The 22,956-nt window shown below is 63.4% G+C and carries 17 protein-coding genes; 8 read left to right on the plus strand and 9 right to left on the minus strand.

From position 1 onward, the window contains the following. The first annotated feature begins 532 nt into the window (after nt 1-532). From LDZ26_RS15595 to LDZ26_RS15615, 5 genes are read left to right on the plus strand one after another with little or no spacing between them, the layout of a single operon-like run. Nucleotides 533-1,858 (plus strand): MFS transporter, encoded by a 1,326-nt coding sequence (locus LDZ26_RS15595; RefSeq protein WP_244850054.1) that lies wholly within the window; start codon nt 533-535, stop codon nt 1,856-1,858. Between the two features lie 15 nt (nt 1,859-1,873). Continuing rightward, the gene (gene nirB / locus LDZ26_RS15600; RefSeq protein ID WP_244850055.1) at nt 1,874-4,414 is read left to right on the plus strand and encodes a nitrite reductase large subunit NirB; all 2,541 of its coding nucleotides are present in this window, start codon (nt 1,874-1,876) and stop codon (nt 4,412-4,414) included. 15 nt (nt 4,415-4,429) lie between these two features. Further along, nucleotides 4,430-4,774: a nitrite reductase small subunit NirD gene (gene nirD, locus LDZ26_RS15605; RefSeq protein ID WP_244850056.1), complete on the plus strand. Its 345-nt coding sequence runs from the start codon at nt 4,430-4,432 to the stop codon at nt 4,772-4,774. Then, nucleotides 4,771-6,033, plus strand: coding sequence for an NAD(P)/FAD-dependent oxidoreductase (locus LDZ26_RS15610; protein ID WP_244850057.1), 1,263 nt, complete (start codon nt 4,771-4,773; stop codon nt 6,031-6,033). The genes nirD and LDZ26_RS15610 overlap by 4 nt, the downstream gene beginning before the upstream one ends. Further along, nucleotides 6,030-8,777: a nitrate reductase gene (locus LDZ26_RS15615; protein WP_244850058.1), complete on the plus strand. Its 2,748-nt coding sequence runs from the start codon at nt 6,030-6,032 to the stop codon at nt 8,775-8,777. The genes LDZ26_RS15610 and LDZ26_RS15615 overlap by 4 nt, the downstream gene beginning before the upstream one ends. Nucleotides 8,778-8,790: 13 nt before the next feature. On the opposite strand, the gene LDZ26_RS15620 is transcribed toward LDZ26_RS15615, so the two are convergent. The 7 genes from LDZ26_RS15620 to LDZ26_RS15650 all read right to left on the minus strand — a co-directional run bounded on the left by LDZ26_RS15620 (nt 8,791) and on the right by LDZ26_RS15650 (nt 17,914). Then, nucleotides 8,791-10,332: a heavy metal sensor histidine kinase gene (locus LDZ26_RS15620; RefSeq protein ID WP_255775049.1), complete on the minus strand. Its 1,542-nt coding sequence runs from the start codon at nt 10,330-10,332 to the stop codon at nt 8,791-8,793. Continuing rightward, on the minus strand, nt 10,329-11,042 hold the full coding sequence (locus LDZ26_RS15625; protein WP_159834444.1) for a heavy metal response regulator transcription factor: 714 nt from the start codon (nt 11,040-11,042) through the stop codon (nt 10,329-10,331). Before LDZ26_RS15625 ends, LDZ26_RS15620 begins: the two co-directional genes overlap by 4 nt. A gap of 47 nt (nt 11,043-11,089) precedes the next feature. Continuing rightward, the gene (locus LDZ26_RS15630) at nt 11,090-12,541 is read right to left on the minus strand and encodes an efflux transporter outer membrane subunit (protein WP_244850059.1); all 1,452 of its coding nucleotides are present in this window, start codon (nt 12,539-12,541) and stop codon (nt 11,090-11,092) included. Continuing rightward, complete coding sequence (locus LDZ26_RS15635) at nt 12,538-13,803, minus strand: efflux RND transporter periplasmic adaptor subunit (RefSeq protein WP_244850060.1); 1,266 nt, start codon at nt 13,801-13,803, stop codon at nt 12,538-12,540. Before LDZ26_RS15635 ends, LDZ26_RS15630 begins: the two co-directional genes overlap by 4 nt. Nucleotides 13,804-13,827: 24 nt before the next feature. Continuing rightward, the gene (locus LDZ26_RS15640) at nt 13,828-17,004 is read right to left on the minus strand and encodes an efflux RND transporter permease subunit (protein ID WP_244850061.1); all 3,177 of its coding nucleotides are present in this window, start codon (nt 17,002-17,004) and stop codon (nt 13,828-13,830) included. Between the two features lie 226 nt (nt 17,005-17,230). Continuing rightward, a complete protein-coding gene (locus LDZ26_RS15645; RefSeq protein ID WP_244850062.1) occupies nt 17,231-17,494 on the minus strand; it encodes a DUF4148 domain-containing protein in 264 nt (87 codons plus the stop codon). Nucleotides 17,495-17,635: 141 nt separating this feature from the next. Next, nucleotides 17,636-17,914: a DUF4148 domain-containing protein gene (locus LDZ26_RS15650; RefSeq protein WP_244850063.1), complete on the minus strand. Its 279-nt coding sequence runs from the start codon at nt 17,912-17,914 to the stop codon at nt 17,636-17,638. A 272-nt stretch (nt 17,915-18,186) separates the two neighbouring features. Between LDZ26_RS15650 and LDZ26_RS15655 the strand changes: the two genes are divergently transcribed. Then, nucleotides 18,187-19,518: an Nramp family divalent metal transporter gene (locus LDZ26_RS15655; RefSeq protein ID WP_244850064.1), complete on the plus strand. Its 1,332-nt coding sequence runs from the start codon at nt 18,187-18,189 to the stop codon at nt 19,516-19,518. A 36-nt stretch (nt 19,519-19,554) separates the two neighbouring features. On the opposite strand, the gene motB is transcribed toward LDZ26_RS15655, so the two are convergent. Next, entirely contained in the window at nt 19,555-20,538 is a 984-nt protein-coding gene (gene motB / locus LDZ26_RS15660) for a flagellar motor protein MotB (RefSeq protein WP_244850065.1), read from the minus strand. Nucleotides 20,539-20,571: 33 nt separating this feature from the next. Further along, complete coding sequence (gene motA / locus LDZ26_RS15665) at nt 20,572-21,441, minus strand: flagellar motor stator protein MotA (protein WP_244850066.1); 870 nt, start codon at nt 21,439-21,441, stop codon at nt 20,572-20,574. Nucleotides 21,442-21,676: 235 nt separating this feature from the next. Between motA and LDZ26_RS15670 the strand changes: the two genes are divergently transcribed. Beyond that, complete coding sequence (locus tag LDZ26_RS15670) at nt 21,677-22,513, plus strand: helix-turn-helix domain-containing protein (RefSeq protein ID WP_244850067.1); 837 nt, start codon at nt 21,677-21,679, stop codon at nt 22,511-22,513. 119 nt (nt 22,514-22,632) lie between these two features. Beyond that, on the plus strand, nt 22,633-22,905 hold the full coding sequence (locus LDZ26_RS15675; RefSeq protein WP_175941399.1) for a hypothetical protein: 273 nt from the start codon (nt 22,633-22,635) through the stop codon (nt 22,903-22,905). The last annotated feature ends 51 nt before the right edge of the window (nt 22,906-22,956 follow it).

Consider the following 22,956-nt stretch of genomic DNA (forward strand, 5'->3'; position numbering starts at 1 on the left):
ACGCGAAAAGCGTCCGCTCGTGTCGGGCACGAGGGACGCCGTTGTCCGTGGTTCGCAGTCGGTGCGTTCGATCCTTCACTACTCATGCGCCACAGCGTCGTTGCCGCGGCGGTCTTTCCAATGCAATAAGCGGGCCATTTTCTCTGTGAATGCCATCCGCCGCGTAGAAGTCGCGTGAACAGTGGAGATCAGCGTGTGCTAACCGGATCGTACACACGCATCAGGATTCGCCCTTCGCACGCGATGAGTGCTGCGTCGCACCATCGCTGTGCCGGCGTGCATCCGAATGCGACGCGGGCCGAATGCACGCAACGAGTGCGCGCTGCGCTCGAAGCCTTATGCCACAAGCGAATGCGGACGATGCCACGCGCATGGCATAGCCCTTGCCTTTAGTCTCGCCATCGGATCAACGGCGATCCGTCCTGAATATAGCGCCCGGCTGATTGAAGCCAAGTGGGCACGGACAACGGCGTCCCCTGCATCTGGCCATCGGCCCGGTGCACGGGACGCCTTTCTTTTTTGCGGAAAGACGATGGACAAAGCCACCCGAATCGATCTCTTCAGCTTGCGCACGGCGCCGATGCGCGCCTTCCATCTCACGTGGATGGCGTTCTTCGTGTGCTTCTTCGCGTGGTTCGCGTGCGCGCCGCTCATGCCGCTCATCAAGCGTGAATATGGACTCAACGCGGACCAGATCGCCAACATCAACATCGCGGCGGTCGCGGTGACGATTCTCGTGCGGCTCGTGGTCGGCCCGATGTGCGACCGCTTCGGCCCGCGCAAGGTGTATAGCGCGCTGTTGCTCGTCGGCGCGGTGCCGGTCATCGGCGCGGCGCTTTCCACGGGATACGACAGCTTCCTGTGGTGCCGTCTCGCGATCGGCGCTATCGGCGCGAGCTTCGTCATCACGCAATACCACACGTCGGTGATGTTCGCGCCGAACGTCGTCGGCACGGCCAACGCGACGACCGCAGGCTGGGGCAACGCAGGCGCGGGCGCGGCGCAGGCCATCGTGCCCTTGCTCGTCGCGGCGGCGATTGCATTGGGCGCAGGCGAAGCATCGGCATGGCGCATCGCGCTGATCGTGCCGGGCCTGGCGATGCCCGTGATGGCCTTCTTCTACTGGCGCTATACGCAGGACTGCCCGCAAGGCGACTTCGCGCAACTGCGTCGCGCGGGCATCGCCATCGACGGCGGCAAGAAGGGCGGCTGGCAGAGCTTCGTCACCGCTTGCGCGAACTATCGCGTATGGATGCTTTTCGTGACGTATGGCGCGTGCTTCGGCGTCGAGGTGTTCATCCACAACATCGCGGCGGTCTATTACGTCGATCACTTCGGCCTGTCGCTCGGTCAGGCAGGCATGGCGGCGGGCAGCTTCGGTTTGCTTGCATTGTTCGCCCGCGCGCTCGGCGGCTGGCTTTCCGATAAAGCCGCCGCGCGGCGCGGCCTCGACATACGCGCGACGCTGCTCTTCGTGCTGATCGCGGGCGAGGGCGTCGGGCTCTATGCGTTCGCTCACGCGGACAGCATTGCGCTTGCCCTCATCGCGATGATCGCGTTCGGTCTCTTCACGCACATGGCATGCGGTGCGACGTATGCGCTCGTGCCGTTCATCGACCGCAAGGCGCTCGGCGGCGTGGCCGGCGTGATCGGCGCGGGCGGCAATGTGGGCGCGGTAGCCGCAGGCTTTCTGATGAAGGGCGTCGGCAACGTGCAGCAGACGCTGTCGCTGCTCGGCGTGCTGGTCGCGGGCTCGGCGCTGTGCGCCATCGCCGTGCGCTTCTCTCCCGAACACAAGGCCCGCGAAGCCGCGCTGCGTGAAAGCGCGCTCGCAGTCAATAACGGCGTTGCCAACTGAGGAAAGGTCCCTGTCATGAATATCGTTGTCATCGGCCACGGCATGGTCGGCCACAAATTCCTCGAATGCCTCGCTGAAAGCGCCAATGAAGCACTGCATGTCACGGTGCTGTGCGAGGAACCGCGCGCAGCGTACGACCGCGTGCATCTGTCCGAGTTCTTCGCGGGCAAGTCGGCGGACGACCTCTCGCTCGTCGAAGCGGGCTTCTTCGAGCGTTCGGGTTACGCGCTGAAGTTGAATGCGAGAGCCGTCGCCATCGACCGCGCAGCGCGCACCGTCACGACATCGACCGATGAGACGCTCGCCTACGACAAGCTCGTTCTGGCGACCGGATCGTACCCATTCGTCCCGCCGGTAGAAGGTAAGGACCGCGAAGGATGTTTCGTCTATCGCACGATCGAAGATTTGCAAGCGATGCAGGCGTTCAGCGCGCGTGCGAAGACTGGGACCGTGGTGGGCGGCGGCTTGCTCGGGCTCGAAGCCGCGAAGGCGCTGCGCGACATGGGGCTGCAAACGCACGTCGTCGAATTCGCGCCGCGCCTGATGGCGGTGCAAGTGGACGAGGGCGGCGGCCGCGTGCTGCGCAGCAAGATCGAGGCGCTCGGCGTGACGGTGCATACCAACCGCAATACGCTCGCCATCGTCGACGGCGAAGGCGCGGTCAACCGCATGAACTTTGCGGACGGCGCGCATCTCGACACGGACATGATCGTGTTCTCCGCAGGCATTCGTCCGCGCGACGATATCGCCCGTTCCGCAGGGCTCGAAGTCGGCCCGCGTGGCGGTATCGTGATCGACGACACCTGCCGCACGAGCGACGAGCATATCTACGCGATCGGCGAATGCGCATCGTGGAACGGTCAAGTGTTCGGCCTCGTTGCGCCGGGCTACGACATGGCGCGCATCGTCGCGAAGCAGTTGCGGGGCGAAGCAGCGTCGTTCGCGGGCGCGGACATGAGCACGAAGCTCAAGCTGATGGGCGTGGATGTGGCGAGCATAGGCGATGCGCACGCGAAGACGCCCGGCAGCCGCTCTTATCAATTCAGCGATGAACGCAAGCAGGTCTACAAGAAGCTCGTCGTATCGGATTGCGGCAAGTATCTCCTCGGCGGCGTGATGGTCGGCGATGCGACCGAATACGGCACGCTCCTGCAGTTCATGCTGAACAAGATGGAACTGCCCGAAGCGCCGGAATTCCTGATTCTTCCGCAGGCAGACGGCAAGGCCAAACCGGCGCTCGGCGTCGAGGCATTGCCGGACGCAGCGCAGATCTGCTCGTGCAACAACGTGAGCAAAGCCGAGATCTGCGCGGCGGTCTGCGCGGGCGCGACCAGCATCGGCGCATTGAAGAGCGCATGCAAGGCGGGCGCATCGTGCGGCGGCTGCGTGCCGCTCGTCACGCAAGTGATGAAGTCGGAGATGAGTCGTCAGGGCCTGGCGGTGAACAATCACCTCTGCGAACACTTCGCTTATTCGCGGCAAGAGCTGTATCACATCGCGCGCGTGGAAGGACATCGCACGTTCGCGTCCCTGCTCGCGAAGCACGGCAAGGGCCTCGGCTGCGATATCTGCAAGCCCGTGGTCGCAAGCATTCTCGCTTCGTGCTGGAACGAGTTCGTTCTCAAGAAAGAGCACGCCAGCTTGCAGGATTCGAACGACTACTACCTCGCCAACATTCAGCGCGATGGCACATATTCCGTCGTGCCGCGCATGGCGGGCGGCGAAGTCACGCCCGATGGGTTGATCGCCGTCGGTCAGATCGCGAAGAAATACGGGCTCTACACGAAGATCACCGGCGGGCAGCGCGTGGATATGTTCGGCGCGCGCGTCGAGCAATTGCCGCTCATCTGGGAAGAACTCATTGCGGCCGGCTTCGAATCCGGGCATGCGTATGGCAAGGCGCTGCGCACGGTCAAGTCCTGCGTCGGCTCGACATGGTGCCGCTATGGAGTCGGCGATTCGGTCGGGCTCGCGGTGCAGCTCGAGAATCGCTACAAGGGCTTGCGCACGCCGCACAAGATCAAGTTCGGCGTATCGGGCTGCACCCGCGAATGCGCCGAGGCGCAGGGCAAGGATATCGGCGTCATTGCCACAGAGAAAGGGTGGAACCTGTACGTCTGCGGCAACGGCGGCATGAAGCCGCGTCACGCGGAACTGCTCGCATCCGATCTGGATCAGGCGACGCTCGTGCGTTACATCGATCGCTTCCTGATGTTCTACGTGCGCACTGCCGACCGCCTGCAGCGTACGAGCGTATGGCGCGACAACCTCGAAGGCGGCCTCGACTATCTGATCGACGTGGTCGTCAACGACAAGCTCGATATTGCCGATGAGCTGGAAGCCGAGATGCAACTCGTCGTGGACACGTACGAAGACGAGTGGAAGAAGGCCGTCACGGACCCCGAAACCCGCAAGCGCTTCCGTCATTTCGTGAACAGCGACAAGGGCGATGAGACCGTGACCTTCGTGGAAGAGCGCGGCCAGATCCGGCCCGCGACGCCGGACGAACGCAAGACTAAGCGCATCGACATTTCCGTGGTTGTCGAAACCGTCTGAACTCAGGAGCACATCATGAACGACCGAATCGAACCCGACTGGACCGCCGTTTGCGAACTGGACGATATCGTGCCCGACACGGGCGTCTGCGCGCTCATCAACGGCGCGCAGGTCGCCGTGTTTCACGTCGCGGCGGATGCGAACACGGTGTACGCCATCGACAACGTCGACCCGCACTCGCAGGCCGCCGTGCTTTCGCGCGGCATCGTCGGCAGTCTCGGCGAACGGATCGTCGTGGCCTCGCCGCTCTACAAGCAGCACTTCGATCTGCGCACGGGCGAATGCCTCGAAGCGCCGGAGCGTTCGGTCAATGCGTATCGCGCGCGCGTCGCGGGCGGCAAAGTCTGGATCGCGGCATGAGAACCGAATATGCGGTTGCGGCTGCGGCAGGCGCGGCTCGCATCGAGAGGCAGAAGCTCGTGGTGATCGGCAACGGCATGGCCGGCATGCGCACCGTCGAAGAGTTGCTGAAGATCGCGCCCGAGCTTTACGACATCACCGTGTTCGGTGCCGAACCTCACGGCAACTACAACCGCATCATGCTCTCGCCGGTGCTCGCCGGGGAAAAGAGCATCGACGACATCGTCATCAACACGCGCGAATGGTACGACGCGAACGGCATCACGCTGCATGCGGGCGATGCTGTCGTCGAAATCGATCGTGCGCGCCGTATCGTGCGATCGGAAAAGGGACGCGAAGCACGGTACGACCGCTTGCTGATCGCGACCGGTTCGACGCCGTTCGTGATCCCCGTACCCGGCCGCGATCTTCCGGGCGTCATCGCGTTCAGAGACATTCAGGATGTCGAAACGATGCGCGAGGCCGCGCGTCATCATCGCCGTGCCGTTGTCATCGGCGGCGGACTGCTCGGGCTCGAAGCGGCGAACGGATTGCAGCGGCAGGGCATGTCGGTGACCGTCGTTCATGCGAGCGATAGCCTGATGGATCGGCAACTCGACGCGAGCGCGTCCGCGCTGCTCAAGCGTTCGCTCGAAGCAAAGGGCCTTTGCTTCGCGATGGCCGCGCAAACCACCGAGATCGTCGGCGAAGAACGCGTGCGTGCCGTGCGTTTTGCCGACGGCACCCAGATCGAGGCGGACCTCGTCGTAATGACTGCGGGTGTGCGCCCGAATATCGCGCTGGCGAAGGCTTCGGGTCTGCACTGCGATCGCGCGATCGTCGTGGACGATACGCTGCAAACGTTCGATCCGCGCGTGTATGCGGTGGGCGAATGCGTGCAGCATCGCTCGGCCACGTTCGGCCTGGTTGCGCCGATCTGGGATCAGGCGCGCGTGGCCGGCGCGCATCTCGCGGGCGCGGGGCATCGGCGTTACGTGCAGCGTGCAACCGCGACCAAGCTTAAAGTAACCGGCGTGGACCTGTATTCCGCGGGCGATCTCATCGGCGGCGAAGGCAGCGAAGATCTCGTGCTGCGCGATCCGCGCCGCGGCGTGTACAAGCGACTCGTATTGCAAGCGGGCCGCGTGATCGGCACGGTCCTGTACGGCGACGTGAAGGACGGCGGCTGGTACTTCGATCTGATTCAGAACGGCACGGATGTTTCGCGGTATCGCGACCGCTTGTTGTTCGGCAAGACACTTTGCGAAGGGGCCGCATGAGCAGCATCGACATCATTCCCATCACGCGCGCCGATCCGGTCGGCGTGCGCACGACATGCCCTTATTGCGGCGTAGGATGCGGCGTCGTCGCCACGCCGCGAACCGCGACCGACGTTGCCATTGCAGGCGACGAAACGCATCCGTCGAACTTCGGCCGGCTGTGCGTGAAGGGCTCGGCGCTCGGCGATACGGTCGGCCTCGAAGGGCGCCTGCTGAATCCGAAGCTGCGCGACCGAGCGACGGGCGCACTCAGCGACGTGTCATGGGACGATGCAATCGGCACGGTGGCGAGCGGCTTTGCGCGCATCATTGCCGAACACGGGGCCGATGCCGTCGCGTTCTATGTGTCCGGGCAGTTGCTGACGGAGGACTATTACGTCGCCAACAAACTGATGAAGGGCTATATCGGCAGCGCGAACATCGATACGAATTCGCGGCTCTGCATGTCGTCGTCGGTGGCGGGGCATAAGCGCGCATTCGGCGAGGACCTGGTGCCGATGAACTACGAGGACCTCGAACTCGCAGACCTGATCGTGCTAGTGGGATCGAATACGGCGTGGTGTCATCCGATCCTTTTTCAACGCATGATGAAGGTGAAGGAAGCGCGGCCGGACGTGAAGATCGTGGTGATCGATCCGCGTCACACCGCGACGTGCGAGATGGCGGACCTGCATCTTCCGGTGAAGCCGGGCAGCGACGTACGGCTTTTCAACGGACTGTTGGCGTTTCTCGCGGCGCATGGGGCGACGGATGCCGCGTTCGTCGACGCTCATACCGATGGCTACGATGCCGCGCTCTCGGCAGCGGGAGCCGCGGACATCGAGCAAGTGGCGCGCGACTGCAACGTGGATGCGCATGACCTGCTGAACTTCTATCGTCTCTTCACGCGTACCGAGCGTGTCGTCACGGTCTATTCGCAAGGCGTCAATCAGTCGAGCGCGGGCACGGACAAGGTCAACAGCATCATCAACTGTCATCTGGCGACAGGGCGCATCGGCAAGCCGGGCATGGGGCCTTTCTCGTTCACGGGCCAGCCCAATGCCATGGGCGGCCGCGAGGTCGGCGGCCTCGCCAACACACTCGCCGCGCATCTCGAACTGGATAACGGGAATCACCGCGGCATGGTGCAAACCTTCTGGTCGTCGCCGCGCATGGCAGCGCGCGCTGGCCTGAAGGCTGTCGAACTGTTCGATGCCATCGAAGCGGGCCGTGTGAAGGCAGTGTGGATCATGGGCACGAATCCGGTGGTGAGTCTGCCCGACGGCGATCGCGTCAAGCGGGCACTCGACAAGTGCGAACTGGTCGTCGCATCGGACATCATCGAGAAGACGGATACGAATGCCTTCGCGCATGTGCTGTTGCCCGCGCTCGGATGGGGCGAGAAGGAAGGAACGGTGACCAACTCCGAGCGGCGCATCTCGCGTCAGCGCGCGTTTCTGCCCGCGCCGGGACACGCGCGCGCGGACTGGCGCATCATCTGCGATGTCGCGCGGCGCATGGGCTACGATGGTTTCGACTTCGACGCCCCGCATGAGATTTTCGACGAGCATGCGCGTCTTTCCTCGTATCGCAACGATGCGGAAAGCGGCGTGTATCGCGCATTCGATATCGGCGGACTGAGCGATCTGACACGCGAACAGTACGATGCACTGCAGCCCGTGCAATGGCCGCTGCGTGCCGCCGAAGCCGCAAGCGGCACGCGGTTGTTCGAAACGGGCCGGTTCAGCCATGCGGACGGCCGCGCGCGCTTCGTCGCAACGCCGCCGCGCGCACCCGTCAATGCGCCTGATAGCGATTACCCGTTCGTGCTCAATACCGGCCGCGTGCGCGACCAGTGGCACACGATGACGCGTACCGGCCGTTCAGCAAAGCTCGCAGGACATATCAGCGAGTCGTTCATCGACATGCATCCGCAAGACGCGCTTGCATGCGGCGTGCGTGAAGGCGAACTGGCGCGTATCACGAGCCGCTGGGGTTCGATGATCGCTCGCGTGCAACACAGCGGCGGCATGCAGCGCGGCAGCGTCTTCGTGCCGATTCACTGGAACGACCAGGTGGCATCGGATGCGCGCGTGGGCGCAGTGGTGAATCCCGTTGTCGATCCGGTTTCGGGCGAGCCCGAGTTCAAGCATACGCCGGTGGCCGTCGAGAAATTCCATGTGACGTGGCACGGCTTCTCGCTTTCGCGCAGCACGCCGGTCATCGATTCGGTCACGCACTGGACGCGCGTTCACGGCGACCGTTTCATGCGTTATGAACTCGCGGGGCGTAATCGCTTCGATGACTCGCATGGCAATCATCACGACTGGGCGCGTGCGTTTCTCGGCGTCGACGATCCGCACGCCGACTGGATCGAGTACGAGGACAAGAGCGCGGGCGTGTATCGCGCGGCGCATGTGGTGGATGATCGCATCGAGAGCTGCGTGTTCATCTGCGAGCGCCCGGACCTGCCGGCGCGCGCATGGCTCGCGAGTCTCTTCGATAAGGAGCATCTAAGCGATGATGACCGCGCGAGCCTCTTGCTCGGCCAGGCGATCGGCAAGGGCGAGGATACGGGAGCGACGGTGTGCTCGTGCTTCGGCGTGGGCCGCAACACCATCTGCAACGCGATCCGCGAGAAAGGGCTGAAAACAGCGGCGCAGGTCACTGCCTGCGTGAAGGCGGGCGGCAATTGCGGGTCCTGCGTGCCGGAGTTGAAGAAGCTCATCGTCGAGACGGAGATGGCGCAACTGAGCGCCGGCTGACGCCTCGCCTCGTCTATCCGGCGGGCCGTATGCCTATCTTGCCTTCGCGTGTCTGCGGTGATTGCGGTGCGCCGTTCTTCGCGACGGCATGACCCGTGCCGTGCATGCGTAGATCGTGCATCGGCCGATCGTCGTTGCCGAAGCGCGCAACGGAGAACGCGAACGTATTGGTGCCGTTCTCGCCCGTCGCCGACACCGTGCCGCGATGCATCTCCGCGACCGCTTTCACGATGGCAAGCCCGAGCCCGTGATTCTCGCGGCTATTCGTTCGCGAACTCTCCGCGCGATAGAAGCGGTCGAACAGATGTTCCATGATGTGCGGCGCAATCGGCTCGCCGGGATTGGCGACCGCTATGCGCACGCGCGTCTGCTCCCGCTTGATCGACACCGATATGGTCGCGCCCGGCGCGCAATGCTGAATCGCGTTCATCACGAGATTCGACAACGCGCGTCCGAATAGCGATGTGTTCACGAAAGCCCGCGCATCTCCGCTCGATACCGCGCGCACTTGCGCTTCTTCGAGCGGAATCTCCAGGAAGTCCAGCGTGCGTTGCACTTCCGCGGCAAGCGACACCTCCACGAGGCCCGTCGCGCGCTCGCCCTGATCGGCGCGTGCAAGAAACAGCATGTCGTTGATGATCGCGCGCACGCGCTCGAATTCCTCCAGATTCGACTGCAACGTATGACGCAGTTCTTCTATCGGACGGTCCCGCGTCAATGCCACTTCGGTTTGACCGATGAGAATGGTGACAGGCGTGCGCAGTTCGTGCGCGACGTCGGCGTTGAATGCTTCGAGACGCCCGTATGCATGATCGAGCCGTTCCAGCGCGCCGTTGAACGACTTCGCGAGGTCTTCCAGTTCAAATGGCAACGAACGCGTGTTGAGCCGTTGCGAGCGATTGTTCGGGCTGACGCTCTGGGCATCGCGCGTGAGCCGCGTGAGCGGCGCGAGTCCGAGCCGAGCGACGGAGTAACTCAGCAGCAGAACAGCGACCGTCGCGAGCGCCGTCAGCGCGGCGAGCGCCACGCCGAATACGCGCATGGTGCGCACGTTCGGCGAGCAATCCACTGCGACGAAAAGCTGTAGCGGCGGGCGGTCGGCGTTGGGCGGAATCGTGAGCGTGGTCATCAGCATGTCGTACGCGCGGCCTTCGGGCTTGAAGCGTGCATAGCCGCCGAGCACGCGCTTGGTGACGTGCCCCGCAGGCGGCGTGCCGTAGCGGAAGCGCGCGTCGTTGCTCGTCACCGCGAAAAGCGTGGAGCCGTCGCGCGGCGTGATATCCGCGAGCTTCTCTTTCGCGATCTTCCACTTGTCCGCGTTGGACACATGCGTGACGATGAGCCGCGCAATTTCGGCGCGGTTATCGAGCGAATCGCGCAAGTGTTGTTCGAGCTGCATGCGAAGCACGAGAAAAAGCCCCGAGCCCACGAGCGAGAACACGAACAGCGCGACGAGCGCGAACATGACCGCGAGCCGCCGCGCGATGGAGCGCTGCGAACGCGGCAGAGTTTGTGCGTGCGGACCCTCGTGCGATGCTGCCCACGGAACGTTCATGATGGCCTCGCGTCTTCCCTCGTGTCACGTGCATCGCGCGGCTCGCGCACTTCGAGCACATAGCCCATTCCGCGCACCGTATGCAGCAGCTTCGTGCGAAACGGTCCGTCGAGTTTCGCGCGCAAGCGCTTGATCGCCGTCTCGACCACGTTCGTATGGCTTTCGAAATCCACTTCCCATACGAGCTCGGTGATCGCCGTCTTCGAGAGGATATCGCCGTGACGACGCGCGAGCACGCTCAAAAGCTGGAACTCCTTCGCGGTCAGATCGAGGCGCACGCCGTCGCGTGTCGCGCGTCGTCCGATCAGATCGACGTAAAGATCTCCGACCGAAATCAGCGTGGATTCCTGCGCGCGCGTGCGTCGAGCGAGCGCATGCAGCCGCTCGACGAGTTCCAGAAAGGAGAAGGGCTTCGTGAGGTAGTCGTCCGCGCCTTCGCGGAGTCCGCGCACGCGGTCATTGATGTGATCGCGCGCGGTGAGCATGATGACCGGCGTCGACTTCTGCATGCGCAGCGCCTTCAGCACGGCGAAGCCATCGCGCCGCGGCAGCATCACGTCGAGCACGATCACGTCGTAGTCGTATTCGACGGCGAGATGCGTGCCTTCTTCGCCATCCATTGCGATATCGACGACCCAGCCCTGCTCGGTCAGGCCGGAACGCAGGTAATCGACCACCTTGTGCTCGTCTTCCACTATCAGGACTTTCATGCCTGCACCTGTGTGTTCAGTGTGTGCTTATTGTGCCGCGGCGGTATTCACTTGGCACGCGCGTCGGCGACATCTTGCGTCTGCGCCGGCTCGCTCACATCCCATCCGCCGCCCAATGCCTTCACGAGCGCGACCGATACCGTATGCTGCTGGCCGCGAATTTGCACGTCCTGCCGCTCGCTCGTGAGCAACTGCTGCTGCGCCGTGATGACGTCGAGATAGGCGACGAGGCCGCCGGAATAGCGGTCATTCGCGAGCGAGAGCAGGCGCTGCGCATCCATCACGGCGGCATGCGACTGCTTCGCTGCGCCATCCAGCACGGAGAGTCCGACGATGCCGTCCTGCACTTGCTGGAACGCGTTCAACACGGTCTGACGGTAATTCGCTTCCGTTGCGCGATACCCCTCGCTCGCGAATGCGACCGCCGCCGAGCGACGGCCGCCATCGAACACGACCTGGCTCGCCATCGTGCCGATGGTCCACAAGAGACTCGGCGCAGAGATCAGGTTCGTGAGCGCGGTGCTTTCCCAGCCGATAGAGCCGTGCAACGTGAGGCTCGGAAAGAACGCGGCCTTTGCCACTCCGATCTGCGCGTTGGCGGCGGCCATCGCGCGTTCTGCGGACGCGACATCGGGCCTGCGTTGCAGCACGTCGCTCGGCAGGCCGAGCGGAATCGGCGGAATCGGGCGTTCATCGATTTTCGCGGCAATCGAGAATTGCGGCGCGGGCGTGCCGACCAGCGCGGCGATCGCGTGCTCGTATTGCGCGCGCTGATTGAGCAGCAGTTGCGCTTGCACACGCGTCAAATCGAGCTGCGATTGCTGTTGCAACACATCGAGGCCGGATACCGCGCCGAGACTGTGCTGTGTATTCACGTAGTCGAGCGCCTTCTCCTGCAACTTCACCGAGCGATTGAGCACGTCGATCTCAGCATCGAGTTCGCGCATCGAGAAGTAAGCGCTCGCGAGATCGGTGGTCAAGACGAGGCGCGCGTTGGCGAGGTCATCGCGTGTCTGGTCTTCCGATGCCTGCGCGCTTTCCACTTCGCGGCGAATGCGGCCGAAGAGATCGAGGTCGTAATCGACCGTGGGCGCGAGCTTGAGATCGTTCTGCACGGTCGACATGCTCGGCGTGCTGTAGTTGTTCACCGGGCGATTGCGCGAGGTGCGCGTGCGTGCCGCTTGTGCGCCGAGATCCACTTCGGGCAGCGCGAGCGATGACGTTTGCGCGAGTGTCGCGCGAGCCTGCTCGTAATGCGCGCTCGCGGCGGCGAGCGTCTGGTTCTGTGCGAGCGCCTGAGTTTCGAGCCCGTCGAGAATGTCGTCATCGAAGCCGCGCCACCAGTCGAGGGCAAGCGGCGCGTGCGAAGGCTCGCCCACGCGCCAGTACGAGTCCGTCGTCCATGTCGGCGGCGTGTCGGCAAGCGGCCGCTGATAGTCGGGGCCGACCGTGCAGGCCGCGAGCATCGACAGCAACGCGATAGAGGCGATGCGTCTCATGATGCGGCCTTCTTGTCGCTCGCCTGCTGCTCGGGTTGTTGCTGCTGCTCGTGCTGCTGGCCTTGTTGCGGCGCGATCACGACATGATCGCCGTCCGCCACCGAGTCGCTCGGGTTGATGATGATCTTCTCGTTTGCTTCGATGCCGCTCTCGATCTCCAGCGTCTGCCCGAGGTCCTGCGCGATCACGATCTTGTGCAGATGCACGTGTCCGCTCGAATCGACGACGGCCAGGCGCGGACCCTCCGAGCGAAACAGCAACGCGTTGCCGGGAACAATCAGACGCGCGTGCGCGACGGACGGCACCGCGATCTGCACATACGCACCGGGGCGCAGGCGTCCATCGGCATTGGGCAGCGTGACTTCGATTTGCAGTGAACGCGTGGGGACATCGATCGCGCCGGAGATATGCGTGATCTTGCCGTGAAACTGTTGCCCCGGCAGCTCGGCTTGCGTGACGACCACCTGCTGCCCGACCGACACGTTCTGCGCATAGGCCTGCGGCAGTTGCACATACACGCGCAACGGATCGGACTGCGCGAGCGCGAAGAGCGCGCGGCTTGCGCCACTGCCTGCATCGATGAGATCGCCGACATCGACATTGCGCTGCGTGACGACGCCAGCAAACGGCGCCACGATACGCTTGAACGATTCGAGCTGGCGCAGGCGCTTCACGTTGGCATCGGCGGCCGCGAGGTTGGCGACATCCTGGTTATAGGTGCTCTGGCGTTCATCCAGTTCCTGCTGCGAAACGGCATCGCGTTGGCGCAATTGCTTCCACCGTTCGAGCGATGTCTTCGCAAGCCCGAGGCTCGATGCGGTCTGGTCGCGTTGCGCGACAGCCTGCGCGAGTTCCTGATCGATCTCGGGCGTGTCGAGATCGGCGAGCAATTGTCCCTGCTTCACGCGCGCGCCGATATCGACATACCAGTGCAGCAGATAACCGGTTGCGCGCGCATAGATCGGCGACTCGACGAAGCCGCGCAACGTGCCCGGCAGCGTGGTTTCTCCGCTGCCGTCCGTTTGCGTCGGCGAAGCCACGTTGACGTATTGCTGGGCGTTCTGCTGCGTGCGCGTGGCGACCGAGCGGTTATGCACGAGCTCGCTCACGACCGTGCGCGCCGCGCCTATCGCCAGCAGCGCGAGCACGATGACGATCGCAATCTTCGCGCGCTTCCATTCGAGGTTGCGCGGCGGCAGCGCCGGGCCTTCGTCGGGATCGCGCGCGGGAATGGCCAGCGATGCGTGGTTCTTTTCAGTCATGTTCGGCTTCGGGCGTGATGCGGTTCAATGTTGATCGTGATGCTGCGCTTCGTCGTTGCGCCGTGCGCGGCGTGCGAGCCGCGCGTGAATGCCGGCAAATACGAGCGGCACGAAGAAGAGCGTCGATACGGTGGCGAACAGCAGGCCGCCGATGACCGCGCGGCCGAGCGGCGCGTTCTGCTCCGCGCCTTCGCCGAGGCCGAGCGCCATCGGAATCATGCCGATGATCATCGCGAAGGCGGTCATCAACACAGGGCGAATGCGGCTCGCGCCGGCTTCGAGCGCAGCCGTGAGCGGCGGCGCGCCGGCCGCGAGGCGTTGGCGCGCGAAGGACACCATCAAGATGCTGTTCGCGGTGGCCACGCCCATCGTCATGATTGCGCCGGTCAGCGCCGGAACGGACAGATGCGTGCCCGTGAGGAAGAGCATCCAGATGATGCCTGCAAGCGCGGCAGGCAGTGCGCTCACGATGATGAGCGGATCGACCCATGACTGAAAGTTCACGACGATCAGCAGATACACGAGCACGATCGCCATCGCGACGCCGACGCCCAGGCCGAAGAACGATGTGCGCATGGTCTCCACCTGTCCGCGCACGGCGATCTGGCTTCCGCGTGGCAGCGTGCCGCGCGCCTGATCGACGAGCTCGTTCACGCGACGCGCGACGCTGCCGAGATCGCGTCCTTCCACGCTCACGAAGATATCGATGACAGGGCGGATGTTGTAGTGCGACACGACTGCGAACTGACTCTGCGGGGACAAACGCACGAGGTTGCCGAGCAATTGCGTCGGCCCCGTGCCGGGCGCGGAGACCGGCGTGCGCATCAGTTCATCGATCGACGATATCTGATACTGCGGCGTCTGCACCGCCATGTTGTATTCGACGCCGTTGCGCGGATTGAACCAGAAGCCCGGCGACGTCTGCGAACTGCCCGACAGCGAAATCAGCACGTTCTGCGCGACATTGCTCGCGGACAGATTGAGCTGCTGCAAACGCGTGCGGTCCATCACGAGATTCAGCGTGGGTTGGTCGAGTTTCTGCTGGATATGCGTATCCACGTTGCCGGGGATCATGCGTATCTGCTTCATCAGGTTGCTGGCCACCTGGAAATTGCCTTGCTGATTTTGCCCCTGAATCTGCACGTCGATGGCCGCGGGCAGACCGAAGTTCAAAATCTGCGTGACGATATCCGCTGGCTGAAAGAAGAACTCGACACCGGGAAAGAGGCGCGGCAGCAGGGAGCGCAACTGGTCGATGTAGGTTTGCGTCGGCGCATGGTCGGGCTTGAGCGCGACCTGTATCTCGCCATCCAGCGTGCCGATGGTGCCCGCGTTGCTATACGACAGGTTGATACCGCTATACGGCAGGCCGAGGTTGTCGAGAATGGTGGCGAGTTCGTCCTGCGGCACGACCTTGCGGACGACTTTCTCCACTTCATCCGCAAGACGCGCAGTTTCCTCGATGCGCGTGCCGGTCGGGGCGCGCATGTGCATGCGGATATCGCCTGCATCGACGCTCGGGAAGAAGTCTTCGCCGAGCACGAACACGAGTCCTGCCGACAACAGACAGAAGCCCAGAAATAGCGAGCCGAACACGCGCCGCCGCACGAGCAGGGTACTCAGAATCACGATGTAAGCAGCGCGCATGCGTTCGAAACCGTGATCGAACCGGCGATGCAGCCGCATGAAGAGATTCGGCCGGGCCTTCCCATCCGCTGCGTGCGCGTGGCCGATCAGAAGCATCGCGAGCGTCGGCACGAGGGTGCGCGAGAGGACATACGACGCGAGCATCGCGAAGACGACGGCTTCCGCGAGCGGCACGAACAGGTAGCGGGCCACGCCGGTCAGGAAGAACATCGGCACGAACACGATGCAGATGCATAGCGTGGAAACGAGCGCAGGCACGGCGATTTCGCCCGCGCCTTCGAGAATCGCTTCGTGCAAGTCCGTGCCCATGTGCAGATGACGCTCGATGTTCTCGATCGTCACGGTCGCGTCGTCGACCAGTATGCCGACAGCAAGCGCCAGGCCGCCGAGCGTCATGATGTTGATGGTCTGCCCGAGCGCATGCAACGCGAGCAGCGAAGAAAGAATCGACAACGGAATCGAGACGGCGATGATGCACGTGCTGCGCCAGTTGCCGAGAAAGAGCAGGATCATCGCGGCGGTCAATGCAGCCGCAATCAACGCTTCGCGGATCACGCCTTCCACGGCGGCCTTGACGAAGACGGACTGGTCGAAGAGCGCAGTGATCTTGAGATCTTGCGGCAGCGCGGCGCGTGCTTGCGGCAAGAGGCTATGCAACGTATTGACGATGGCGAGCGTCGACGCATTGCCGTTCTTCAGCACTGAAATGAGCACGCCGCGTCGACCGTCCTGCCGCACGATATTCGTCTGCGGCGAGGAACCGTCGCGTACGTGCGCTACTTCACGCAAGTACGTGGTGGCGCCGTTCACCGTGCGCACCGGGATGTCGTTCAGGCCCGCCACCGTCGTCGGCGAGCCGTTCATGTTAATCGTGTATTCCTTAGAGCCGATCTTCGCGGTCCCGGTCGGCAGAATCAGGTTCTGCGCGTTGACGGCGCTCACCACATCTATCGGCGTGAGGCCCTTGGCGAGAAGCGCCCGCGTGTTCAGGTCCACGGAAATCAGGCGCGTCTTGCCGCCATACGGATACGGCACGGCCGCGCCCGGAATGGTCACCAGTTGCGGACGCAGAAAGTTGAGCGCGGTGTCGTTCAGTTCCTGCTCCGACTGCTTGGGACTCGACAAGCCGAGTTGAATCACCGGAATACTCGACGCCGAATAACTGATGACGAGCGGCGGCGTCGCGCCCGGCGGCATCTGCTTGAGCTGCGCCTGCTCGACGGCTACCGTCTGCGCAATCGCCGTCTGAATGTTGGCGGTCGGCTGCAGGAACAGCTTGATGATGGCGATGCCGGGAAGCGACTGCGACTCGATGTGCTCGATGTTATTGACCGTCGTCGTCAGACTGCGCTCGTTGACGGACGTGATGCGATTGGCGATGTCCTGCGACGACAAGCCCGTGTACGTCCAGATGATGCTGACCACGGGAATGTCGATCTCGGGGAGCACGTCTACCGGCGTGGTCAAGAGGGCGAACGGCGTGGCCAGCACGATCATGATGGCCATGACGATGAACGTATAGGGGCGCTTCAGCGCAACGTTGACGATCCACATTGAGTCGTTAGGAGAGTGCGGGGAAGGGCGCCGGAATCGTGCTGGTCAGCGCGCGGCGTTCCACGAAGAGGCGGGCGCCTTACGTTCGGTGCCGCTATGGTAGTGCGCGGGCACCAACGAGATAATGACGCGAAAATGGCGCAGCGGTCATTTTCGCTGTTACGCGAACGTTCGGACGTTCATGGAAAGCGGAGCGACCGCGTGGGCCGATCGCTCCACTACGGCATCAGTTCAAGTTGCCGTTGGTGTCGTTGGGCGACGATTGCGGTGCCGCCGAGCGATACACGCTTGCGCCGGTATAGATGCCCTCGCGTCGGTCGAGGAAGCTGCCGGGATAGCGTTGATCGTCGACGCCCGGAAAGTATCCGGCCCGCTCGGCTCTGATCAGGTCGTCGCGGACCTGCTGCCGCGTCAAACCGTTCGACTGCGCGGCGGCGGCAAGCGGCGAGAGCGCGAACACAACGATGGCAATGCGCGTGACTGGCTTCATGGCGAACTCCTCATGCAGATGATGGACGGACGCAATCGCAATGCGCGTCCACGGCTGACGTGCCGTGGACCGGTCCATTGTAAGCACGAGTGGTTGCGAGAATTCGCCTGTTTGCGGCGGTTGCCGGGAAAGATGCGCGGACTATTGCGGCATCTGTTGCGAAGGCGTGTTCGACATCGCGCCGCCCGAGACCGACGTGCCTTCCGGCGATGCACCATACGCCGTGCCTTCATGCACGCGCGCTTCGGCAGCCTGAATGTCGTCGGGATAGAACGCCTCGCGTGCCGCCGGCCGATAGCCGGCCTGCTCAAGTTGCTGAAGGTCCTGCTTGACCTGATCGCGCGTGAGGCCTTGCTGGGCCATCGCGGCGACGGGCGAGGCAATAAGCGCGGCGGCAACGATACGCATGACGAGTTTCATGGCGAACTCCTGATAACGGGTGAGGGGCGATCGCGGCATGCGGTCGGGAACGGTGAGCGACAGCAGAGAAGAGCGCTTTCGCCACGGCTGAATTCTATTTGTCGTACCGTGACGAGATGCTGGCGCGTACATGACGTTTCGGTCAGCGGCGCGCGCGTGTCGGCTGCCTGAAAGACGGCGCCGCCAGTGATAGACTCGCCTGCGCGCGAGGCTGGCTCATCCGACGAAATGCTCGACGCCGCGCCTTCCTTTATCGAACCGGATACGATCAATTGCCGTTCAAGCTGCCGACTACCGCTACCGCTCCGTTCTGCCCGTCCGAAGTCAAAGGCTCCGTCATCGTTGCGCCGGGCACGCCGCTCTGGAAAAAGCTGCTGCAATTCGCGGGGCCGGGGCTGCTCATCTCGATCGGCTACATGGACCCCGGCAATTGGGCAACCGACATCGAAGCAGGCTCGCGCTATGGCTATAGCCTGCTGTTCGTCGTCGTGTTGTCGAGCATCGCAGCGATGGTGCTGCAATGTCTGTCGATGCGCCTTGGCATCGTCACCGGCCGCGATCTCGCGCAGTTGTCGCGCGAGCGTTACGCGAAGCCTGTCGCGAATGCGCAATGGATGCTCGCGGAGTTGTCGATCATTGCGTGCGATCTCGCCGAAGTGCTCGGCGGCGCGCTCGCGTTTCATCTGCTCTTCGGCTGTTCGCTGATGTGGGGCGTGGTGCTCACGGCATTCGACACGCTCATCGTGCTGGGGCTGAAGGGCAAGAACTTCCGCGACCTCGAAGCGATCATGCTCGGGCTCATCGCGACCATCGGCGTGGGATACATCGTGGAGTTGGCGCTCGTGAAGCCGCACTGGCCGTCCGTCGCGGCGGGACTCGTGCCATCGTTTCACGTGCTGTCCGAGCGCGAGCCGCTTTATCTCGCCATCGGCATTCTGGGCGCGACCGTGATGCCGCATAACCTGTATCTGCATTCGTCCATCGTGCAGACACGCGTGGTCACTCGCGAGCCGAAGGATCTTGCTTCGTCGATCAGGCTTTCGCGGCTCGACACCATCGCGTCATTGATGCTTGCGCTCCTCATCAACGCCGCGATCCTGATTCTCGCGGCTTCCGCGTTTCATGCGACAGGTCACACGCAGGTCACTGAGATCGAGGACGCATACAAGCTGCTCGCGCCCATCGTCGGCAGCGGGCTCGCCGCCATTCTGTTCGCTGTGACGCTCTTCGCTTCGGGGCAAAGCTCGACCTTCACGGGGACCATTGCCGGGCAGGTCATCATGGAAGGCTTTCTGCGCCTGAAGATTCCGTGTTATCAGCGGCGCTTCATCACGCGGGCGCTCGCGCTGGTGCCTGCGCTGATCGGGGTCTATATGCTTGGTAATGGCGCGGTCGGGAAGCTGCTGGTCGCGAGCCAGGTCGTGCTGAGTCTGCAATTGCCGTTCGCGCTGTATCCGCTGATTCGCATGACGAGCGATCGCGCGCTCATGGGCAGCTTTGCGAACGCGTCGCATACGAAGGTGATCGCGTGGCTGCTTTTCATCGTCATCAGCGCCGCGAACATCTGGCTCGTCGTGCAGACCGCGACCGAGTGGTTCGCGTAAGCGCGAGGCCTACGCGAACCGATTACTGCTTACCGCTTACTTGACGACAGCGACCGGCGTATTCGATTTCGCCGCGACGGCAGCGGGAATCGCAGCGTCGGCGGGCAGTGCCTGATCGACCGTGGTGCGTCCGCCATCGCGGAAGAATGCGAGTTCAGCCGCCTTGTTCAGCACGAGAATGCTGATGCGCCGGTTCGTCGGCTCGTCGATGACGTCCTTGTTGAGCGGCAGGGCGTCTGCGAGACCGCGCACTTGCAGCACCTTGCCTTCGTTCATGCCGCCCGCGACCAGCGCACGCCGCGCCGCGTTCGCGCGCTCGCTCGACAGTTCCCAGTTCGAATAGCCTTTCTGATTGCCCGAGTAGGGCACGGCATCCGTATGGCCTGCAATCGACACGCGATTGTCCACGTCGTTGAGCGATGCGCCGATGTTGGACAGAATCGTCGTCACATAGCTTTCGAGCTTCGAGCTGCCCGATGCGAACATCGGCCGCTTCAAAGAATCGACGATCTCGATGCGCAAGCCTTCGCTCGTGATCGCAATGCGGATCTGATCCTTGAACGCGCGCAATGCGGGCGTGTTCTCGATCAGCGCGGTCAGCTTCTGCTTCAGTTGTTGCAGGCGCTGCATGTCGTCGACGGCAACGGCCGCGCGCGCGACGGAAGGCGGCACCGGCTGCGTCTGGCTCTTGTTGGCTTCGCCGGGACGCGAGCTGGACAGGTCCTTGCCGCCGCCGTTGATGACGCTCGTATGGGCGGAGGCGCCGCCTTCGTTGCCGAACAGCGCCGAGAGCGGCGTATTGAAGTATTGCTCGATGCCTTCCTTGTCGTACTTCGACGTGGAGCCGAGCAGCCACATCAAGAGGAAGAACGCCATCATTGCGGTCACGAAGTCCGCATAGGCGATCTTCCACGCGCCGCCATGATGGCCGCCGTGGCCGCCGCCCTTCTTCTTGCGACGCACGACGACAGTGGGCGCGAGCACGGATTGCAACGGGTCGCGAGACGGTCTTTCAGCCATGAACGATGCTCCTTGTGTCTACGCAGAAGCGGGTCAGGCCGACTTCGGCGACTTGGTGGCGCGCACCGCGTCGTCCAGTTCCTTGAAGCTCGGACGGTCCGCCGTGAAGAGCACCTTGCGGCCGAACTCGACAGCGACCGTCGGCGCATAGCCGTTCATCGATGCGAGCAGCACGGACTTCACGCACTGGAACGGCTTGGCTTCTGCCGCGCCCTTCGCGTTGAGCAGGTCCGCGAGCGGGCCGATGAAGCCGTACGCGAGCAAGATGCCGAGGAACGTGCCGACGAGCGCACCCGCGATCATCTCGCCGAGAACGGCGGGCGCTGCACCGACCGAGCCCATCGTGTGCACCACGCCCATCACCGCGGCCACGATGCCGAATGCGGGCAAGCCATCCGCCATCTTCTGAATGGCGTTCGCGGCCACCGCGCTTTCCGTGTGATGCGTCTCGAGTTCCTCGTCCATCAGGTCCTGCAATTCGAGCGCGTTCACGTTGCCCGCCGACATCATGCGCAGGTAATCGACGATGAAATCGAGCAGGTGATGATCCGCCATCACGTGTTCGTACTTCTGGAAGACCGGGCTGGACTCGGGCGCGTCGACGTCCGCTTCGAGCGCCATCATTCCTTCCTTGCGGGCCTTCTGCAGCAGTTCGTACAGCAACGCGATGAGCGAGAGGTATTTCTCTTTGCTATACCCGCCGCCTTTGAAGATCTTGGGCAGTGCCTGCAAGGTTTTCTTGAGCGTGGACGTGGGGTTCGATACGACGAACGCCCCGATGGCCGCGCCGAAAATACACAGCAATTCAAAAGGCTGAACGAGGGCCGCCAAGTGACCGCCGACCCCCATGAAGCTCCCGATGACGGAGCCGATGACGAGTACCCATCCGATAACGACAAACATGATTTCTCCGCAAATGTCCGGGCGTTGCGAGCCGTGCGCACTCGTTAGCGAAACACGCACGGCTCGCAATGCATTGTCTGCATGATGCTGGGCTTTTTAACGGCGCGGTACACGCCGACATTTAGGGTGGCGCCCGCAAAGATTTCGAGGCGGCCTCCGTCAAGGTAAAACTTACGCGCATGCTTTATGCGCAAGGTAATGGATTGCTGCCATGCGCTTCGTCTAACATCGGCGCATGGACACGACACTGACCGAAGCCAAGGCCCGCGCGCCGGGCGTCACGCCTGCCACGGTGGGCATGTTGCTGCGCGAATGGCGTCAACGCAGGCGCATGAGTCAGCTTGAGCTTGCTTGTATAGCGGACGTTTCGACGCGCCACTTGAGCTTTATCGAATCCGGCCGCTCAGTGCCGAGCCGCGACATGCTGATCCGGCTCGCCGAGCAACTAGGCGTGCCTTTGCGCGAGCGCAATGCGCTCTTTCTCGCGGCGGGCTATGCGCCGCTGTACAAGGAGCGGCCACTTGCGGACGCGGAGCTCGAACCCGCGCGGCGTGCCATCGAGCTCGTGCTGAAGGGCCACGAGCCGTATCCCGCGCTCGCGGTGGATCGTCACTGGACGATGATCGCCGCCAATGCCGCGTTGCAACCGCTTGTCGCAGCGGCGGATGCGTCGTTGCTTGCGCCGCCGGTCAACGTGCTGCGCCTGTCGCTGCATCCGCGCGGGCTCGCGAGCGCCATCGAGAACTGGCACGAGTGGCGCGCGCATCTGCTTGCGCGGCTGCGTCGGCAGATCGACGTGTCAGGCGACACGACGCTCGCCGCGCTGCTCGACGAACTCGAAGCGTATCCCGCGCCGCCGCACGCGGGACGCGCCGAACGCGGCGCAACCGATCTTGTTGTCGTGCCGCTGCGCTTGCGCACGGACCTCGGCGTGCTGTCGCTCATCAGCACGACCACGGTATTCGGCACGCCGGTCGATATCACGCTCGCCGAGCTTGCAATCGAAGCCTTTTTCCCCGCAGACGACGCCACCGCGCGCATACTCCATCGGGCGCACGGCGAGCGTCGCTGACGGGTGATGTGGAACCTGCTGCCGCCGCGCGAATCAATCAACAGGAGGGGAGCGGCGCGCGCTATCAACACGCGCCGGTGCCTGCGTCAGCTTTTGTCCAACCAACGCAGAAGGCAGCCATGATTCAGACATTCGAACACGTGATCGGCGGCGAGCGCATGCAGTTTTGCGCGAGCATCGCGGAAGGCGGCGGACCGCAGCGCGTCATCATCAGCCGGGCGGACTCGGCGGAATCGCTCGTCATCGTCCAGGCCGATGGCATCATCGGCACGATCAGGGCGGAAGTGGAAGCACCGGATACGTTCGTCGCGGACGCAGTGCGCAAGGCGCAGCAGGAAGCGTTGATCGAACGGGCGCTGGAAACCGGCGAGGTTCAGACGACGAGCCTCTAGCGTGTTTCTATCCGACGATGCCCGCGCAGCCCGGAAGGGTGCGCGGGCATT

It is taken from the genome of Caballeronia sp. SL2Y3 (genome assembly GCF_022879575.1).
In the GTDB taxonomy this organism is placed as follows: Bacteria; Pseudomonadota; Gammaproteobacteria; order Burkholderiales; family Burkholderiaceae; genus Caballeronia.

Bases quoted from the DNA above. Each gene is read 5' to 3' on its own strand.
- LDZ26_RS15595 (WP_244850054.1), top strand. From the start codon at position 533: ATGGACAAAGCCACCCGAATCGATCTCTTCAGCTTGCGCACGGCGCCG.
- nirB (WP_244850055.1), top strand. From the start codon at position 1,874: ATGAATATCGTTGTCATCGGCCACGGCATGGTCGGCCACAAATTCCTC.
- nirD (WP_244850056.1), top strand. From the start codon at position 4,430: ATGAACGACCGAATCGAACCCGACTGGACCGCCGTTTGCGAACTGGAC.
- LDZ26_RS15610 (WP_244850057.1), top strand. From the start codon at position 4,771: ATGAGAACCGAATATGCGGTTGCGGCTGCGGCAGGCGCGGCTCGCATC.
- LDZ26_RS15615 (WP_244850058.1), top strand. From the start codon at position 6,030: ATGAGCAGCATCGACATCATTCCCATCACGCGCGCCGATCCGGTCGGC.
- LDZ26_RS15620 (WP_255775049.1), bottom strand. From the start codon at position 10,332: ATGAACGTTCCGTGGGCAGCATCGCACGAGGGTCCGCACGCACAAACT.
- LDZ26_RS15625 (WP_159834444.1), bottom strand. From the start codon at position 11,042: ATGAAAGTCCTGATAGTGGAAGACGAGCACAAGGTGGTCGATTACCTG.
- LDZ26_RS15630 (WP_244850059.1), bottom strand. From the start codon at position 12,541: ATGAGACGCATCGCCTCTATCGCGTTGCTGTCGATGCTCGCGGCCTGC.
- LDZ26_RS15635 (WP_244850060.1), bottom strand. From the start codon at position 13,803: ATGACTGAAAAGAACCACGCATCGCTGGCCATTCCCGCGCGCGATCCC.
- LDZ26_RS15640 (WP_244850061.1), bottom strand. From the start codon at position 17,004: ATGTGGATCGTCAACGTTGCGCTGAAGCGCCCCTATACGTTCATCGTC.
- LDZ26_RS15645 (WP_244850062.1), bottom strand. From the start codon at position 17,494: ATGAAGCCAGTCACGCGCATTGCCATCGTTGTGTTCGCGCTCTCGCCG.
- LDZ26_RS15650 (WP_244850063.1), bottom strand. From the start codon at position 17,914: ATGAAACTCGTCATGCGTATCGTTGCCGCCGCGCTTATTGCCTCGCCC.
- motB (WP_244850065.1), bottom strand. From the start codon at position 20,538: ATGGCTGAAAGACCGTCTCGCGACCCGTTGCAATCCGTGCTCGCGCCC.
- motA (WP_244850066.1), bottom strand. From the start codon at position 21,441: ATGTTTGTCGTTATCGGATGGGTACTCGTCATCGGCTCCGTCATCGGG.
- LDZ26_RS15670 (WP_244850067.1), top strand. From the start codon at position 21,677: ATGGACACGACACTGACCGAAGCCAAGGCCCGCGCGCCGGGCGTCACG.
- LDZ26_RS15675 (WP_175941399.1), top strand. From the start codon at position 22,633: ATGATTCAGACATTCGAACACGTGATCGGCGGCGAGCGCATGCAGTTT.